At 37.3% G+C, this 16,609-nt stretch carries 17 protein-coding genes and 1 riboswitch; of the genes, 11 read left to right on the forward strand and 6 right to left on the reverse strand.

Translation table 11 applies throughout. The features are described 5' to 3' along the window. The first annotated feature begins 32 nt into the window (after positions 1-32). The 5 genes from YQ22_RS17935 to YQ22_RS17950 all read left to right on the forward strand — a co-directional run bounded on the left by YQ22_RS17935 (position 33) and on the right by YQ22_RS17950 (position 4,983). Positions 33-1,067 (forward strand): hypothetical protein, encoded by a 1,035-nt coding sequence (locus YQ22_RS17935; protein WP_071342295.1) that lies wholly within the window; start codon positions 33-35, stop codon positions 1,065-1,067. Then, positions 1,060-2,328 carry a purine-cytosine permease family protein gene (locus YQ22_RS17940; protein WP_071342296.1) on the forward strand — a complete coding sequence of 423 codons (1,269 nt, stop codon included), beginning with the start codon at positions 1,060-1,062 and terminating at the stop codon, positions 2,326-2,328. Before YQ22_RS17935 ends, YQ22_RS17940 begins: the two co-directional genes overlap by 8 nt. Positions 2,329-2,513: 185 nt before the next feature. Continuing rightward, the gene (locus tag YQ22_RS17945) at positions 2,514-3,251 is read left to right on the forward strand and encodes a DUF5995 family protein (protein ID WP_257786219.1); all 738 of its coding nucleotides are present in this window, start codon (positions 2,514-2,516) and stop codon (positions 3,249-3,251) included. Between the two features lie 267 nt (positions 3,252-3,518). After that, complete coding sequence (locus tag YQ22_RS19135; protein WP_156894598.1) at positions 3,519-3,683, forward strand: Lacal_2735 family protein; 165 nt, start codon at positions 3,519-3,521, stop codon at positions 3,681-3,683. 46 nt (positions 3,684-3,729) lie between these two features. After that, positions 3,730-4,983, forward strand: coding sequence for an NAD(P)/FAD-dependent oxidoreductase (locus YQ22_RS17950; RefSeq protein ID WP_071342298.1), 1,254 nt, complete (start codon positions 3,730-3,732; stop codon positions 4,981-4,983). Between the two features lie 15 nt (positions 4,984-4,998). Here the strand turns inward: YQ22_RS17950 and thiH are convergent, their stop codons facing one another. The 6 genes from thiH to thiS all read right to left on the reverse strand — a co-directional run bounded on the left by thiH (position 4,999) and on the right by thiS (position 10,427). Continuing rightward, positions 4,999-6,111, reverse strand: a complete 1,113-nt coding sequence (gene thiH, locus YQ22_RS17955) for a 2-iminoacetate synthase ThiH (RefSeq protein WP_071342299.1) — start codon at positions 6,109-6,111, stop codon at positions 4,999-5,001. 5 nt (positions 6,112-6,116) lie between these two features. Next, positions 6,117-6,881 (reverse strand): thiazole synthase, encoded by a 765-nt coding sequence (locus YQ22_RS17960; protein WP_071342300.1) that lies wholly within the window; start codon positions 6,879-6,881, stop codon positions 6,117-6,119. 1 nt (position 6,882) lies between these two features. Further along, positions 6,883-7,536, reverse strand: coding sequence for a thiamine phosphate synthase (gene thiE / locus YQ22_RS17965; RefSeq protein ID WP_071342301.1), 654 nt, complete (start codon positions 7,534-7,536; stop codon positions 6,883-6,885). A 12-nt stretch (positions 7,537-7,548) separates the two neighbouring features. Continuing rightward, the gene (locus YQ22_RS17970) at positions 7,549-8,190 is read right to left on the reverse strand and encodes a thiamine phosphate synthase (RefSeq protein ID WP_071342302.1); all 642 of its coding nucleotides are present in this window, start codon (positions 8,188-8,190) and stop codon (positions 7,549-7,551) included. Positions 8,191-8,293: 103 nt separating this feature from the next. Then, on the reverse strand, positions 8,294-10,153 hold the full coding sequence (thiC, locus tag YQ22_RS17975; protein WP_071342303.1) for a phosphomethylpyrimidine synthase ThiC: 1,860 nt from the start codon (positions 10,151-10,153) through the stop codon (positions 8,294-8,296). Positions 10,154-10,223: 70 nt separating this feature from the next. Further along, positions 10,224-10,427 carry a sulfur carrier protein ThiS gene (gene thiS / locus YQ22_RS17980; RefSeq protein ID WP_074674017.1) on the reverse strand — a complete coding sequence of 68 codons (204 nt, stop codon included), beginning with the start codon at positions 10,425-10,427 and terminating at the stop codon, positions 10,224-10,226. 95 nt (positions 10,428-10,522) lie between these two features. Next, a riboswitch (TPP riboswitch) is annotated at positions 10,523-10,616 on the reverse strand. Positions 10,617-10,817: 201 nt separating this feature from the next. On the opposite strand from thiS, the gene YQ22_RS17985 reads away from it, so the two are divergent. The 6 genes from YQ22_RS17985 (at position 10,818) to YQ22_RS18010 (ending at position 16,561) form a co-directional block, all read left to right on the forward strand. Beyond that, positions 10,818-11,492 (forward strand): NUDIX hydrolase, encoded by a 675-nt coding sequence (locus YQ22_RS17985; RefSeq protein ID WP_071342304.1) that lies wholly within the window; start codon positions 10,818-10,820, stop codon positions 11,490-11,492. Positions 11,493-11,589: 97 nt separating this feature from the next. Continuing rightward, a complete protein-coding gene (locus YQ22_RS17990; protein WP_071342305.1) occupies positions 11,590-12,027 on the forward strand; it encodes a nucleoside 2-deoxyribosyltransferase domain-containing protein in 438 nt (145 codons plus the stop codon). A gap of 10 nt (positions 12,028-12,037) precedes the next feature. Next, entirely contained in the window at positions 12,038-13,492 is a 1,455-nt protein-coding gene (locus tag YQ22_RS17995) for a nicotinate phosphoribosyltransferase (RefSeq protein ID WP_071342648.1), read from the forward strand. A 12-nt stretch (positions 13,493-13,504) separates the two neighbouring features. Next, a complete protein-coding gene (locus tag YQ22_RS18000) occupies positions 13,505-14,503 on the forward strand; it encodes a hypothetical protein (RefSeq protein ID WP_071342306.1) in 999 nt (332 codons plus the stop codon). A gap of 3 nt (positions 14,504-14,506) precedes the next feature. Continuing rightward, on the forward strand, positions 14,507-15,271 hold the full coding sequence (locus YQ22_RS18005) for a phosphoribosyltransferase family protein (RefSeq protein ID WP_071342307.1): 765 nt from the start codon (positions 14,507-14,509) through the stop codon (positions 15,269-15,271). A gap of 240 nt (positions 15,272-15,511) precedes the next feature. Further along, positions 15,512-16,561, forward strand: coding sequence for a serine hydrolase domain-containing protein (locus YQ22_RS18010; protein WP_071342308.1), 1,050 nt, complete (start codon positions 15,512-15,514; stop codon positions 16,559-16,561). The last annotated feature ends 48 nt before the right edge of the window (positions 16,562-16,609 follow it).

Consider the following 16,609-nt stretch of genomic DNA (forward strand, 5'->3'; position numbering starts at 1 on the left):
GGATGCCGTTATCATACTTTTTTTAAATACATATGGAAGCCAAAAGAGAACGTTTTTCAAGAATATTAATGGAAGATATGTTTCAGGTACAACCTGGAGAAACCATTGCCATTACAGCGGATTTAGGTACAGATAGAGCTACTATTGATGCTATGGCCCAAGCTGCACAAAATGCTGGTGGACTGCCATTGGTCATGTATATTCCCCAAGCTGAAAAAGACAGTCAAGCCGGAATGAAGGATTGGCCTTCTGAAGCATTAACCGCAGCCTTATTAAAAGCTGATGTATGGATTGAAGCCAATGAAGTAGTGCTTTTATACTCAGAAATCTGGGAAAAAGCTATGAGAGATAATAAAAAGCTACGCTACTTAATAATTGCAGAAAGCTCTATAGATTCGCTAGACCGAGTATTTACAGGTTTTGAAATTCCCGTTTTAAAGAAACTTCTGTCTAAAGTAACCAGCATGGTCAAAACTGCAAATACCGTACGTATCACCAGTGATAACGGAACAGATGTATCTTACGATATTGATACTAATTACACCTTCGATTATGATGATGGCGATTTTTCCATGCCTAAGTTTGGTACAGCACCCGGTTTTGTAAATGTGGTCCCCAAATTAGATAGCATGAACGGTCGTATTATATTCGATTATTTACAGCATGCAAAACTTACTGATAAAGTAGCATTTGTATTGAAAGATGGTAAAATTGTTGAAATAGAAGGGGAGGGCGCTGCTAAGTTCAAAGAATACCTCACTTCTTTTGAAGACGAGAACATGTATAAGATTTCTCATAATATGATAGGGCTTAATCCGAAAGTTCATGCCATTACAGGTGAACTTGTTGAAGACGAACGTATTTGGGGCGGTGTAGATTTCGGATTTGGACACACAAGCGCTATGGATATGCCTCCATTCGGACAAATGGCTAAATCGCATTTTGACGGCGTAGTAGCCAAAACCAGTATTTATTTTGATGAAATACAAATTACCGATAATGGCGAAGTATGTCATGAAGAATTAAGACCTTTAGCAGAGAGCTTATTAAGCGCTACAAATGTCTAACCAAGCAAATCAATACGCAACTACCAAAGTTCAACCCAAAGACTTCGTTTCTGGTTGGGTGGTAGCGCTGATAATTGCAAGTACGGGATTATCGGTATCCACCTTGTTTTTAGGTTCTGAAATTGCCCTTGGTCTTGGTTTTAAAGATGCACTTATTGCCTTTGGTATCTCTACCTTGGTATTGACAATTATGTGTATGGCGACTACCTTAATCGGTAATCGCTCAAGATTATCTACTTACATGATTCTTCATTTTAGTTTTGGGGAACATGGTGCAAAGATTGTCAATTTCATTTTTGGCATAACCTTAATCGGGTGGTTTGCCGTAGCGTTAGAATTATTAGCCATTGCTATTTTTGATACCACTTCGAGTACGTTTAGCTTTACCATTTCAAAAGAACTGATCATTATCGTGACCAGTATTTTTATTACGATTACTACGGTTTATGGAATTAGAAGCATTGAGAAAGTCGCTAATATTTCCATCCCAATTTTAACTGCTTTTCTAAGTTATGTTTTTTACCTATCTCTTGAGAAATTAGAAACTCCAGCAGCACTGTTCGATTATATTCCCGAAGAAAATTCAATGACACTCTTTAAGGCAACTTCAATTCTAGTAGGCGCGGCAGTTTTATTCCCAGTATTAATGGCGGATTTTTCTAGATTCGTAAAAAACGACCAACAAAGTCTTGCCTCTGTTTTAGGATTAACTATTGGTACTCCGCTTGCATATATTTTAAGCGCCGTACCTTCCATACAAACCGGTGAAGTTGATATCATCAAAATAATGGAAGCATATAATATGGTAATTCCTGCTTTTTTACTTCTATTCATATCCACATGGAGCACCAACGCGACCAACCTTTATTCTGCGAGCTTAACGTTTACAACCATCAATAAAAAATGGACATTTAAAAGCGTCGTAATCATCTCAAGTATTATTGGTACAATCTTAGCCCTTTTGGGTTTTGCTAGTTACCTTTTTGAATTTTTAGAGTTTTTGGGCATTTTAGCTCCGTCCATTTCTTCTATCTATTTTATTCATTTCTTTTGGATTGAAAGACAACAGTACAACCTTGAAGATATTATTAAATGGGAACCAGCAGCTCTAATCAGTTGGGTGTTGAGTTCACTGATCAGTATGCTAACTTACTTTGAAGTATTTCAGATAACAGGTGCATATTTTCTAGATTCGTTTCTTTTGGGAGCAATCATCTATTTGGCTTTTAAATGGAGAGCTATATTTAAAACTGCCGATTAATTATCTTTTTCTACAGCTTGAGATTTATTCTTTTTTGTAGTTATAGCAAAAGTTTACTTTACGTAACTTCAAATTACAATTAGAATTGGATAAATTTATAGCTATGAAAACGATTATACGTTTTAATAACAAAATAGCAGTATAATACTGTAGCCAAAACAATTATCATTAGCCGACCGACCACCATACAAGAAGTCCTATTTCAATTGGACGAAATCATAGATAGTGCAATAGCCAACAACGATCGGATAGGGTTCTTTGCTTTTTTATACAGAAGAGTAACCGCTGAAATTCAAAAGGAGATAATACTAGGCAATTTTGAAGACAATGCCCGTATGGAAATCTTTGATGTTGCCTTTGCCAATTACTACTTAGATGCATACCGCGGTTATAGTGAAAACCAACCTATTAGTAAATCATGGCAATTTGCATTTGATACTAAAAATGACCCTTTAACCATTCTACAACATATCATGTTAGGTATCAATACCCACATTAATCTTGATTTGGGTTTAGCAGCAAGCGCAGTAATGCAAAGCAAGCAAATTATCAATATTGAAAATGATTTCAATACAGTAAATTCTATTTTAGGTAATATTGTGAACGAAATGCAAGACCGCCTAAGCCGTGTTTCCCCTTTACTGTTTTTACTTGATCTTGCCGGAAAAAATACCGATGAAGAAATTATAAATTTTAGTTTGGCTAAAGCCCGCGAAGTTTCATGGTTAAATGCAAATTTACTTTGGGGTTTAGGGAATGAGCACCAAGATGCGGCAATTCAGCAAATGGACAACACGGTTTTAAAACTTGGGAAACTTATAAAAGCTCCAAAATCAAAAATAGTTACCTACGCGCTAAAATTTTTAGGCAAGTTTGAAGAAAAAAATGTAGGTACGGTAATTTCTAGGTTGAGAGCGGATTAACTGCCCAAGCAACTTCTTATAACACCAATCATCCAAGGCTATACAACATTCTAATTAATAAGTTTTACTTAAAACTTAAAATGTTAAAATAATTCTGGTTCTACCAATATTTATTTTACAGTAATGCCTATTACTTACACCACTGTAAGAAAACCAAATATGCTATTTTATTATTTTGTTTAATTTTAATATAAAATGATTAAACAATGCGTATCTTTATATAATATCAATATAATTGCAGTATACATTGCTTAAATCTAAATAAATATGTTCGGAATATTTAAAAAAAAGTCGGAAAAAGAAAAGTTACAATCTCAATATGAAAAATTGTTGAGTGAAACTCATAAACTTTCTACCACTAATAGAAAAATGAGCGATCAAAAAGCTTTTGAAGCCGATGAAATAATGAAAAAAATTGAAATGCTTTCTTAATTAAACTTATTCAATTAGAAATAGTAATAAAGTGAAGTAGGTAAACATGGATAAGCAGGATTATAAAATACATATTATAGGTGCCGGAGTTAGTGGATTGATAGCTGCGACTGTTTTAGAACAAAACGGATTTTCTCCTATAATTTTTGAAGCTTCGGATAGAGTTGGAGGTAGGGTAAAGACAGATAAGATAAATGGTTATCAATTAGATCAAGGTTTTCAAGTATTGTTAACTGCATATCCAGCTGCTCAAAAATATCTCGATTATAAATCTTTGGAGCTACAACATTATTTACCTGGCGCGTCAATTTTCAAGAATAAAAAACAAGAGGTGATAGGTGATCCGCTAAGGGTTACATCGCTGCTGTTTTCAACTCTTTTTTCTAGTATTGGTTCATTTTCAGACAAATTAAAAATTTTAAAATTAAACACCAGACTTAAGAATAAAACTATTGATGAAATTTTCTCAGACAAAGAACAATCTACTCTTTCTTATTTAAAGTCACTAGATTTCTCTGAAAGTATGATCAATGATTTTTTCAAACCATTCTTCAGCGGCATTTTTTTAGAAGACCAACTAGAAACCTCTAGCAGAATGTTTGAGTTTGTTTATAAAATGTTTGGTGAAGGCAGTGCGGCATTACCTAAAGGTGGTATTGAAGAAATTCCCAAACAATTATTGCAGAAATTAGAAAATACTAAGGTTACATATAACTCAGCCGTATCCTCAGTCGTAGATGGTAAAATTATTCTTAGCAATGGACAAGAAATAGCAAGTGATTTTATTATTGTTGCAACTGAAGCTAGTAGCTTAATTCAAAACTTAAAGAATCAGAAAATTGATTGGAAGCGTTGTGATACTTTGTATTTTGAAACGGAAGACAGAGCAATTCAAAAACCGTTGATCGGATTAATTCCTGATCAAAACACGTTGATTAACAATATTGTTTACCATACCGGTCTTAAAACATCCGTAAATGGCGGTAAGGAATTACTATCGGTTACCGTGGTGAATAATCAGGGCTTATCCGGGAATACTCTTGTTGACCAAGTACAAAAGGAGCTGAAAGAATTTTGTGGTATAACCACTAGTTCATTGATAAAACACTACAGCATTCCTAGGTCGCTACCAAAATTAAATGATTTACAATACGAAATATCACCTTCTGAAACTCGCTTGACGGAAACTATATATTTGGCAGGTGACGTACAGTTAAATGGTTCATTAAATGCCGCTATGATTGCTGGTGAAAAAGCGGCGCTTGGTGTTATAGAGAATTTGCAGGGTTTATTTAAATAATATTTACTTTAGGTTTTACTCCCAATTGTTAGACCAGTCTTTCCAAACCACATCTAAGCCTTGTGCTTTCAGCATTTCCGTAATTTCCTCCGTTGGTCTTTCATCAGATATTTCAAATTGTTCCAATGATTCTGGCGCTACGGCATACCCACCTGGGTTGGTTTTGGATTCTGCGCTTATGGAGGTAATGCCTAAATTGACAATGTTATTTCTAAATATTTCACTTTCTCGCGTAGATATGGAAAGTTCTACATCTTCATCCAATAACCGAAAAGCACAAATTAGCTGCACCAAATCTGGATCCGTCATTTCAACTTTAGGTTCCAGCCCGCCGGAATGTGGTCTTAACCGTGGGAAAGAAATGGAGTATTTTGTCTTCCAATAGGTTTTCTGTAAATATTTTAAATGCAGTGCTGTAAAAAAACTATCGGCACGCCAATCTTCCAACCCGAATAAAGCACCTAATCCAATTTTATGAATACCCGCCTTGCCCAAACGATCGGGCGTGTCCAACCTAAAATCGAAATTCGATTTCTTACCTTTTGGGTGGTGTTTTTTGTATTCGTCCCTATGATAGGTCTCTTGATAAACCAACACAGCATACAATCCGCTTTCGATCAATAGCTCATATTCATCTTGCAATAAAGGTTGAACTTCAATAGTAATGTTCGCAAATTGAGAACGAATCAATTGTAAGGCATTATTGATATAGTCTACACCAACTATTTTGTTTGCCTCACCGGTTACCAAAAGAATATGGTCATAGCCTTTAGATTTTATATAGGCAACTTCTTTTAATATTTCAGCATCGGTCAAGGTTCTACGCGGTATTTTATTGGTCATGCTAAATCCGCAATAGGTACAAATATTTTGGCATTCGTTACTTAAATACATGGGCGAATACATTTGTATGGTATTGCCAAAGCGCTTTTTGGTCAACTGCCGACTCAACTGCGCCATTTGCTCCAAATAAGGTTTTGCAGCGGGAGAAATCAATGCTTTGAAATCTTCTAAATCGCGTTTAGAATTGCCCAGTGCACGTAACACATCATGCTCCGTTTTTGCAAAAATACTCTCTAAGGTTTTATCCCAATTATAGGTATCCAAGACTGACTTAAAATTGCTCATGTTGTTTAGTTCAAGAAACTGGTTAACGGACTGCTTGCTTCGGCTTTTTTATGCACTACCGGAGCCAATTTTGCTTCATAGGCCATTCTGCCCGCTGTTACGGCCATTTTAAATGCTTTTGCCATTTCAACAGGATGTTGGGAAACCGCTATTGCCGTATTTACCAGCACTGCATCTGCACCTAATTCCATCGCATAGGCAGCATGTGATGGTGCCCCAATACCGGCATCAACAATAACCGGAACATTGCTCTGGTCTATTATAATCTCTAGAAAATCTTGCGTTTTCAGGCCTTTGTTACTGCCTATTGGAGCGCCTAACGGCATTACACATTGCACTCCAACTTCTTCCAATCGTTTGCACAGAACGGGATCGGCATGTATGTAGGGCATCACCACAAACCCTAATTTTACAAGCTCTTCTGCCGCTTTTAAGGTTTCTATTGGGTCTGGCAGCAAGTATTTTGGATCAGGATGTATTTCCAATTTCACCCAGTTGGTCTCTAGAGCCTCACGAGATAATTGGGCGGCAAATACCGCTTCTTTTGCCGTACGCACCCCAGATGTATTGGGCAATAAATTTATACGTTCATGTTGTAAATGCCGTAATATATCGTCTTGTGTATCTTCCACATCTACACGTTTAAGGGCAACGGTGACCAACTCACTTTCAGAAGCCAATAAAGCTTCTTTCATTAATGATGACGAGCTAAATTTCCCTGTCCCTGTGAACAATCGTGAACTAAACTTTTTATCTGCGATCTGTAACATATTATTTTATTTTTTCATCTGAGATCCAACGCTGCTCATCAAGAGGACCTCCATTAATCAATTTTTTAAATTCTGATATGGAATTGAAGTTTCGGGTTATTTCGCCAGATACCGCAATACCATGAACACCGGTTTTCACTAGTTCCGTAACATCTTCCAAAACAATACCACCTATGGCAATAACCGGTACCTGGGATTTCAATTCTTCAAGGATGGCCAAATACCCGTTTAAGCCTAAAATCGGACTCAAATTTTCTTTGGTCTTCGTAAAACGAAAAGGACCTAGACCTATATAATCCACTTTCTTATCCAATAAAGCTTCACAATCTTCTAAGGTATTGGCCGTACCGCCAATAATTTGCCATGATGCCAGTTCTTTTCTAGCAACGGTAGGGCAGGTATCGGTCTTTCCTAAATGTACTCCGTCCGCTTTTACCGAAGCTGCAATCTTATAAAAGTCATTGATTATTAATCTCGTCTGGTATTTTTCCGTGATCTCCCTTGCTTTTTTTGCGGTTTCCCAAACCGTTTTTCCCGGTAACTTCTTTAGGCGTAGCTGCACCAGTTCCGCTCCTGCGGTACATGCTTTTTGAATGTGCTCTAAATGCTCTTCGGGTGTTTGTCCCTGTGATATATAGTGTAATTTCGGAATCATATATTTTACTGCTTAATTGCCTTTTGTATTGTTCTTTAATTGTGCTTTCCGCTTTTTCATCCATGCCTGTTCATATGCCGTTTTTAAGTTTATAAAGCTTTGTATAGGGTTGTCCATATTCCATACACCGCCTAAGACCCCAATTCCCCCAAATCCTAAACTTAAGGTTTCTGCTATGTTGGTATTGGTAATACCACCCATACCTATAACCAATTTAGTACTATGGTTGACATTAAAACCTTTGCCTTCATATCCTTTTTTAGAGATGGATGTAAAAACGGGACTCAGCAAATGGTAATCGAACTCAAATTCACAATCTTCCAATACCTGTGGGTCATGAAAAGAGGAACTTATGGTTTTACCATACATATTCAATTTTTTAAAGTACTGACCGGGGTTATCAATATGATCTATTCGCATTTGTTCTTGAAAATGCAACCCTTTAAGAGGATAATCATTGATCAGCTCATGATGTAAGTGTACTACGATCCTATTATGATATTTTGAATCTATCGCATTCAAATAATCACAATGTTCTTGATAGTCCTTAAAAGGTTTTCTTAGATGATAATATTCCAAACCTTCCTGAAACAATTGATGTAGCAGTTCAATTTCGTTAGGAATATCTTTTTCCGGTGCTATTAGTACGATCATTTTTTTGAGTTAAGGATTGCAATGAAAATCTTTTTGCCTTTTTGCAAAAGATTGAAATGGAAAGCCTGCCCGCGCTTTTTAGCGTGGGAACTTCCTTAAACACTTAAAGATAGACTTCTGAACCTTTCTCTTTAAATTCTTTTGACTTTTCATCCATTCCCTTTTGAATGACCTCATTATTTACAATTTCATTGCTTGCAGCAAAATCACGTACTTCTTGAGATATTTTCATGGAACAGAATTTGGGTCCGCACATGGAGCAGAAGTGGGCAATTTTAGCCCCTGCCGCAGGTAAGGTTTCATCATGATACTCGCAGGCACGCTCTGGATCTAAACCTAAGTTGAATTGATCTTCCCATCTAAACTCAAATCGTGCTTTGCTTAAAGCGTTATCACGGTGTTGAGAACCTGGGTGACCTTTGGCGAGATCTGCGGCATGGGCCGCCAATTTGTAGGTTACCACACCTACACGAACATCTTCTTTATTGGGTAGGCCCAAATGTTCTTTTGGGGTTACATAGCATAACATGGCGCAACCGTACCAGCCGATCATTGCCGCACCTATTCCTGAGGTTATATGGTCATAGCCCGGCGCAATATCGGTAGTCAAGGGTCCTAAAGTGTAAAAAGGTGCTTCATCACAGACTTGGATCTGCTTTTCCATATTTTCCTTGATCATATGCATGGGAACATGACCAGGACCTTCAATAAAACATTGCACCTCATGCTTGCGCGCAATTTGTGTTAATTCCCCTAAGGTTTCCAGTTCTGCAAACTGAGCTTCGTCATTGGCATCTGCTACCGAGCCCGGGCGTAGACCGTCACCTAATGAGAATGCCACATCATACTGTTTTAAAATCTCGCAGATCTCTTCAAAATGTGTATATAAAAAGCTCTCTTTATGATGCGCCAAGCACCATTTTGCCATAATAGACCCTCCACGAGATACAATACCCGTTACGCGCTTTGCGGTCATTGGTATATAACGCAGCAATACCCCGGCGTGAATGGTAAAATAATCTACGCCTTGTTCCGCTTGTTCTATTAAGGTATCCTTAAAAATCTCCCATGTAAGATCTTCTGCAACTCCGTTCACCTTTTCCAATGCCTGGTAAATGGGTACCGTACCTACCGGAACAGGAGAGTTGCGGATGATCCATTCACGGGTTTCGTGAATGTTTTCACCTGTTGACAGGTCCATAATGTTATCCGCTCCCCAACGGCATGCCCAGACCGCCTTTTCCACTTCTTCTTCAATAGAGGAGGTCACTGCGGAATTACCTATGTTCGCATTTATTTTTACCAGAAAATTACGCCCCAAGATCATAGGCTCTGCCTCTGGGTGGTTAATATTAGAAGGTATTACGGCACGGCCACGTGCCACTTCGTCCCTTACAAATTCGGGCGTAATCTTTTGTGGAATAGACGCTCCAAAATGTTCGCCCTTATGTTGTTCCCTAATCTGGGTCATTTCATCTATACGCTGATTTTCGCGTATGGCTATATACTCCATTTCTGGAGTAATGATTCCTTTCTTAGCATAATGTAGCTGCGTAACATTCTCGCCTTTTTTTGCCCGCAACGGTTTTTTCAACAGCTTAAAACGCATGTGATCTAAACTTTTATCGTTCAATCTCTCGTTGCAATATTTTGATGAGTACGTATCCAATTCTTCTACATTACCTCTTTCCTTGATCCAATTTTCACGAATCCGCTCAATACCGGCGTGCACATCTATTTTTATGTTAGGATCCGTATACGGACCAGATGTATCATAAACGGTTACCGGTTCATTAGGAGTTTTCTTTTTGGTCAAGGAATCTATGGTATCCGTCAACGTTATTTCGCGCATTGCAACCTTTATTTCAGGATACAATTTTCCCGATACGTAAATTTTTTGGGAATTGGGAAATGGTTTACGGGTTATACCGCCTTGTTTGGGTGCTGTATCTTTATTCTTCATATTCTTGTACGGTGATTATTGTGGTCGTTATCTATTGTACCTAGTGTTATTACTAATTTGAAGTAAAATTTTATCCTCCTTGTGTAGCCCTGATCACTAAAACTTTATCATTTTCGTTCAGCGTTTTGGTGTTCCAAGCACTCTTGGTAATAATATTCTCATTGACCGCTACGGCGATGCCATTTTCGGAAATCTTCAATTCTTTGATAATAAGGTCTAAAGTGGCATCAGACCTAAATAGGTGAGGGGTGTCGTTTACGATTATGTTTATCATCTGCTTAAAAATTTAATCAAGAGCACATGGCTACATTGATTTGATTACAGTGTAAACTAGGGGAAATTGAAATGATAGTTGGAAAGTACAGGTAGTTGTTCCCGATAACTTTTCCCTACGTTGATATTAATCAAATCAGGTTCTAAGGATATTTCTCAAACTATGAAATAGCTACTCCTAAAGTCTACATTGCTAAGTTAGGAATTAGATATGAGATATGATGGTGAAAGTTGGTATGATTACCAGTTTATTTCAAATTCATCAATATCTGTTAAGTCCTACACCATGACTTTTATTGTATACCTATATCACTGATGTAGTTTGAGCTACTAAAAGGAACACTTTATATTCTATAATCTTTCATATATTAGCGTAAAATATACGCATAATATGCAACAATCTATCAAGCTTTCTGTAGACGCCGTAGTATTTGGGTATGAATCTGAAACCATATCCGTGTTACTCATCAAGAGAAAATATGAACCTTTTAAAGGAAAATGGGCAATACCCGGCGGATTCGTTTTAGACTCAGAGTCGCTGGAAGAAGCGGTAGAGCGGGAGCTAAAGGAAGAAACAGGTATTAAAATCAATTATCTGGAACAACTTTACACTTTTGGCAAACCGGATAGAGATCCCAGAAATAGGGTAGTATCCGTTGCGTATTTTGGACTTATAAAACCCAGTGCCTTTAAATTATTGGCATCCACTGATGCCGAAGAGGCACAATGGTTTACCATTCACAATCTCCCAGAACTTTCCTTTGATCATGCCGAGATTCTAAAACTTGCCATAACTAGGTTACAGGCTAAAATAACGTATGAACCTATTGGTTTTGAGCTATTAGACACAAAATTCCCGTTTTCAGATTTAGAGAAACTGTATGCTACCGTACTGGGTAGAGCTATTGACAGGCGAAATTTTAGAAAAAAAATGCTAGGTCTTAATGTTTTAGATGAACTAGATGAAAAAGTTTCTAAAGGTTCCGGTAGGCCCGCAAACTTGTTCATGTTCAATAAGGACAGGTATTTCAAGCTTAAAAAGGAAGGAATCATCTTCGAGATATAATCGATTTTTTTTAATTTGCGTAAAATAAACACAAATAATTCTTTGTAAACTTAAATTATGTTATATATTTGCGTCATAATTACGCAAATATAATTTTATGTTATTCACTTCCAAAAACACATTACCAATAAATAAGGACAACTTACGTTCTATTTTCCTAGCAGGTAGTATGGACCATAGACAGGAGCATAGTTGGAGAGATGAAATCATTGGCGAATTTGGTTCGCACCATATTTTTGACCCTACACATACACGGCATGATGATTTAAGCAATGCGGAATTAAAGCATCACATTATGTGGGAGTTAGAGGCCATGCAGCAATCAGATTTTATTTTGCTCAATTTTCTGAAAGATTCCAAATCTCCTATATCACTTGTGGAACTAGGACTATATGTACAGTCTGGCAAGCTGATCGTGGTTTGTCCGCAAGAATTTTATAAACACAATTATGTACATATACTTTGCGAAAAATACAGCACTCCAATTTTCAATACCCTCAAAGAAGCAAAAACACTATTAAAAAACAGCATTTAAAATAATGATTATGAACGGACTATTATTAACCGACGGATACAAAACAGGACACCACCAACAATACCCTAAAGGTACAGAAGAAGTATATTCTAACTGGACACCAAGAAGCAACAAATACGCTCCCAAAGGGTGCGACAAAGTAGTTTCTTTTGGGCAACAATATGTTTTTCGATGGTTACATGATTATTTTCAAGATAACTTCTTTTCCAAACCAAAAGCTCAGGTTTGTAATGAATTGAAAGAAGAGCTGTCGTTGTATTTGGGTACCGATTATGATGTTACGCATTATGAGGAACTACACGATCTTCAATACTTGCCCATTAAAGTAAAATCTATCATAGAAGGGATAGAGGTACCTGTAAGGGTTCCCATGGTTACCGTTGTGAACACGGATAAAAAATTCTACTGGATCACCAATTTCCTAGAGACCATTTTATCTACCATGCTTTGGCAGCCAATGACATCTGCATCTATTGCTTTGTGTTACAAACGAATTTTTAAAAAATGGACCTTAAAGACCGATAAGGACAACTTGGCTTTCATCGATTTTCAAGGACACGATTTTTCCATGAGAGGTATGGGCGGTCTGCAAAGTGCTATATCATCTGGTATGGGGCATGCATCTGTATTTTTGGGGTCAGATACCTTACCGGTCATTAGTAGCCTACGTAACTATTACAAAGCTGAAGGTTTTGTGGTAGGCTCTGTAAATGCTACCGAACACTCCGTTATGTGTGCTGGTACCAAAGATGATGAAATTGGAACGTTCAGAACCCTAATGCAAACCTACCCAACGGGCATTTTATCCGTGGTTAGTGATACCTGGGATCTATGGAAGGTATTGACCGAATACCTACCAAAACTTAAAGAAGAGGTGCTTTCTAGAGATGGCAAATTAGTGATCAGACCAGATAGCGGCGATCCTGTAGATATCATTTGTGGCGAGTCTCGTGAGCTTGGCAGCAACACTCCTAAGGATAAAGGGGTAGTGGAGCTACTTTGGGATATTTTTGGAGGTACCGTAAACGAACAGGGTTATAAAGTGCTAGATGCACATATTGGCGCTATTTACGGTGATAGTATTACCACAGAAAGAGCAGAGGCTATTTGTCAACGCTTAAGCGATAAAGGCTTTGCCACAACTAACGTGGTATTGGGTATTGGATCGTTTACTTACCAATTTAATACAAGAGATACGTTTGGTTTTGCCATGAAAGCAACTTCTGTGGTGGTCAATGGTGAGCGTAGGGAAATTTTCAAAGATCCTATTACCGATGACGGTGTTAAAAAATCTGCAAAGGGATTGGTAAAAGTAGAATTACAAAATGGTGAATATGTATTGGTAGACCAGGTGACTCCTCAAGAAGAGAATACGGGCGAGTTACAAGTAATCTATGAAAATGGAAAATTTGTAAACCAGGTGAATATACAGGAAATAAGAGACCGTATCAATAGCAACCTTTAAAAATATCTTATCATGTGGTTTGAAGAATTGACAGGATTTGTAGAGTTATCACCTAGTAATGTACGTGATCATATCAGTATTGATGGAAAGCATTTAATTTCTAAAATCAATAATCGATCCTTTCAATTCGGAAAACTAGATGTTTCCTCTTTAGAAGAACTAAGAAAACAAGATTTACAGGTAGACACTTCTAACCAAATAAAGGTCTCAGAATTGGTGGCTGATATTCAAAAAGTACATTGCGATCCAAATAATGCAAATGCACTATTTCAAGCAGCCTCTCAATTTAATCTATTGGAAATGGTTGGTCCTGAGGTTTCGCCTAAAGCGGGAGTTGGTATTTACGAAAATGACTTTACCCAAGGACCGGCTTGCGCCATAGCTTGTGGTGCAGGCACCATTTATAGAAACTATTTTGTGCCTATTGAAAACCAAATTGGGCAAACGGGTACCTATCAAATTGATTGTTTAGATGAAATCGGTAAAGAGCTTCATAATCAAGAGCTCCAATTATGGAAAATGACGAACGGTTATGCTGTTTTAAGTCAAGAAGGCTTGCTCAGTATTAATAAGCAGTTAGGGTGCTTTACAGATGCCCAAAGAGAGAAATTAAAAGGTAAACTAAAGGTAGGAATACAATGGAATACAGAAGTTACCCGAACGGATGAAAAACAGATAGTATCTCAAATATATTGTGCTGCACTACCTGTAGCATATTCGCATATCGAATCTTATTATTGGGAAAATTTTGCCAGAATAATTTTAGAGGCTACTTATGAAGCCACATTATACACGGCATTATTAAATCTAAAAAACAACAAGTCAAACAAGGTCTTTTTAACCTTGGTAGGCGGTGGTGCTTTTGGTAATGATCTAGATTGGATATTAGAATCAATGTTCATAGCGCTAGAGAAATTTAGAAAAACGCCTTTAGATGTGAGCATTGTAAGCTACGGAAACTCAAATCATATTTTGAAACAGGAAATTGATAATTTCAACAACAAGAATTAACACATGAAATACGAAAGCAAAAGATTTAAAGACGGACAAGTAACTGCCAAAATCATTGAAGGCGGAGATATTGATATAAAAATTAGAGGTAACAGTTACGAAGATTTGTTTAAAGCTGCAGCCATTAAAGAAGCCTGGGATGCAGAAAATACCACCAACAAAACTGCCGTTGCCAAACTAACTATCTTTTGTCTGATAGGGCAGCGTTCGGATAGGCGATTCAATAAAGGAGAATCGTTCGATTTAAAGGTAATTTGTAAGTTTATCAATGACATGAAATTCGACTCCGTGGCTATTTTACATCCGCACAGTCCTATTTCATTGGCGCTAATTGATAATTCCGAAAAAATATCTCATGTAGCTTACGTTGAAAAGGCTTTTAAACACATTGGTAACCCTGTATTGGTAAGTCCCGATGCTGGTGCGTATAAAACCACCCATGAGATTGCCGAAAAGCTGAATGCCGATTTGGTACCGTCCAATAAAGTGCGGGTAGATGGTGCTCCGGTAATTAGTATTCAAGGTGATGTAAAGGACAAACAATGCTTAATTGTTGATGATCTAGCCGATGGAGGAAGAACATTCAAATTCTTGGCGGAAGCGTTGAAACAACAGGGTGCCGCGGAAGTGTATTTATATGTTACCCACGCCCAATTCAACTATGGTTTTGATGAACTCAAAGAAACCATTGACCATGTATATTGCACCAATAGCTACAAAGATATTGACGATGATTTTGTTACGCAGTTCAAGTTAGCGGGGTTGTAGACTTCTTTATGATAGTAAAATAAAAAATAGCGCAGAAATGCGCTATTTTTTTTGTTCAAAATTTTTAAAACGTACTTACTCCGCTATATACTAACTGCCATCCTTTTAAATTTGGTTTACTTATATTGAACCAATAGTATTCAATTCATCCTCAATAATATACATTTCAGTAATTCGTAATTTATTTCTTTACTGATACGCTATAAGTTTGTATCATCAATCAAACCAAAGCAATGCATCATGGAAAATGCCCAACCTAAAGTCAGTAAGAACAAACAGATTTTCAGAATAATTTTATTTGTTAGCACGTTCATTTCTTTATGGTTTGTCCCTTGGATTTTAGTAAAAGCATGGATTTTACCATTGCCCAATACTGTTCAAGAGCAAGTAGACCAAACGTTAAGCCATGGTTTTGACGGAGTAATCGTGTATGTTGATGAAGCGGGCAAACCACCGGCATTCTATACCGCTGGGTACCACAATAAAGAACAGCAAATACCTGCCAAACCTAATGCTTTGTTCAAAATAGCTAGTATCAGCAAGTTATACGTTGCGGTTGCAATCACTAGATTAGCATATGAGAACCAAATAGATTTGGACCAACCGCTTTCCGATTATTTTCCCGAGCTTATAGGTAGTATTGAAAATGCCGATAAAATCACATTGCGAATGATGGTTCAGCACCGTAGCGGCATCCCCAATTTTACCGATAATCCAGACTATTGGAAAAATCAACCGAACACCAATATAGATGTACTTACTTATGCTCTCCATTTACCAGCGGAATTTGAACCCAATAAGGATTATGGCTACTCCAATACCAATTACCTATTACTTTCTAGAGTTATAGAGCAGGTAACAGGCGATAGTCGTCAAGATTATTTTAAACAGGAAATACTGATTCCGCTAGGGCTTAACCATACCTACGGATCGCTTAGCGAAGTAAACATAGATGATGTAATGAGCGGTTATTATGTGGGTATCGATGAAGATTTTAAATATGAGGACAATGACATGATGCTGGCTACCGCAGCAGATGTTGGCACCTTCTTAAGGGCATTGAACAACGGAACCTTACTCAATGAACAAGAAATGGAAATCTACATGTCACTGTATGAATTTAATCACGGTGGCTTGGCTGCAGGATACCAATGTCTGGCAGAATACCATAAAGATATTGATGCCGTGGTTGTTCAATTCATGAATACGACCGATTTTGAAGGCTATCAATGGAATTTGCTACAAATAACACATAGCAGAGTAGTTAAAATACTACGTAAAGAAAAATAACCCCAAAACCTTATAACTCTCTTAAAATTAAATACTTAAATATGTAAC

This window comes from Maribacter sp. 1_2014MBL_MicDiv, assembly GCF_001865655.1.
Lineage (GTDB): Bacteria > Bacteroidota > Bacteroidia > Flavobacteriales > Flavobacteriaceae > Maribacter > Maribacter dokdonensis.

Coding starts and splice junctions, on each gene's coding strand:
- YQ22_RS17935 (WP_071342295.1), top strand. CDS start 33: ATGGAAGCCAAAAGAGAACGTTTTTCAAGAATATTAATGGAAGATATG.
- YQ22_RS17940 (WP_071342296.1), top strand. CDS start 1,060: ATGTCTAACCAAGCAAATCAATACGCAACTACCAAAGTTCAACCCAAA.
- YQ22_RS19135 (WP_156894598.1), top strand. CDS start 3,519: ATGTTCGGAATATTTAAAAAAAAGTCGGAAAAAGAAAAGTTACAATCT.
- YQ22_RS17950 (WP_071342298.1), top strand. CDS start 3,730: ATGGATAAGCAGGATTATAAAATACATATTATAGGTGCCGGAGTTAGT.
- thiH (WP_071342299.1), bottom strand. CDS start 6,111: ATGAGCAATTTTAAGTCAGTCTTGGATACCTATAATTGGGATAAAACC.
- YQ22_RS17960 (WP_071342300.1), bottom strand. CDS start 6,881: ATGTTACAGATCGCAGATAAAAAGTTTAGTTCACGATTGTTCACAGGG.
- thiE (WP_071342301.1), bottom strand. CDS start 7,536: ATGATTCCGAAATTACACTATATATCACAGGGACAAACACCCGAAGAG.
- YQ22_RS17970 (WP_071342302.1), bottom strand. CDS start 8,190: ATGATCGTACTAATAGCACCGGAAAAAGATATTCCTAACGAAATTGAA.
- thiC (WP_071342303.1), bottom strand. CDS start 10,153: ATGAAGAATAAAGATACAGCACCCAAACAAGGCGGTATAACCCGTAAA.
- thiS (WP_074674017.1), bottom strand. CDS start 10,427: ATGATAAACATAATCGTAAACGACACCCCTCACCTATTTAGGTCTGAT.
- YQ22_RS17985 (WP_071342304.1), top strand. CDS start 10,818: ATGCAACAATCTATCAAGCTTTCTGTAGACGCCGTAGTATTTGGGTAT.
- YQ22_RS17990 (WP_071342305.1), top strand. CDS start 11,590: ATGTTATTCACTTCCAAAAACACATTACCAATAAATAAGGACAACTTA.
- YQ22_RS17995 (WP_071342648.1), top strand. CDS start 12,038: ATGAACGGACTATTATTAACCGACGGATACAAAACAGGACACCACCAA.
- YQ22_RS18000 (WP_071342306.1), top strand. CDS start 13,505: ATGTGGTTTGAAGAATTGACAGGATTTGTAGAGTTATCACCTAGTAAT.
- YQ22_RS18005 (WP_071342307.1), top strand. CDS start 14,507: ATGAAATACGAAAGCAAAAGATTTAAAGACGGACAAGTAACTGCCAAA.
- YQ22_RS18010 (WP_071342308.1), top strand. CDS start 15,512: ATGGAAAATGCCCAACCTAAAGTCAGTAAGAACAAACAGATTTTCAGA.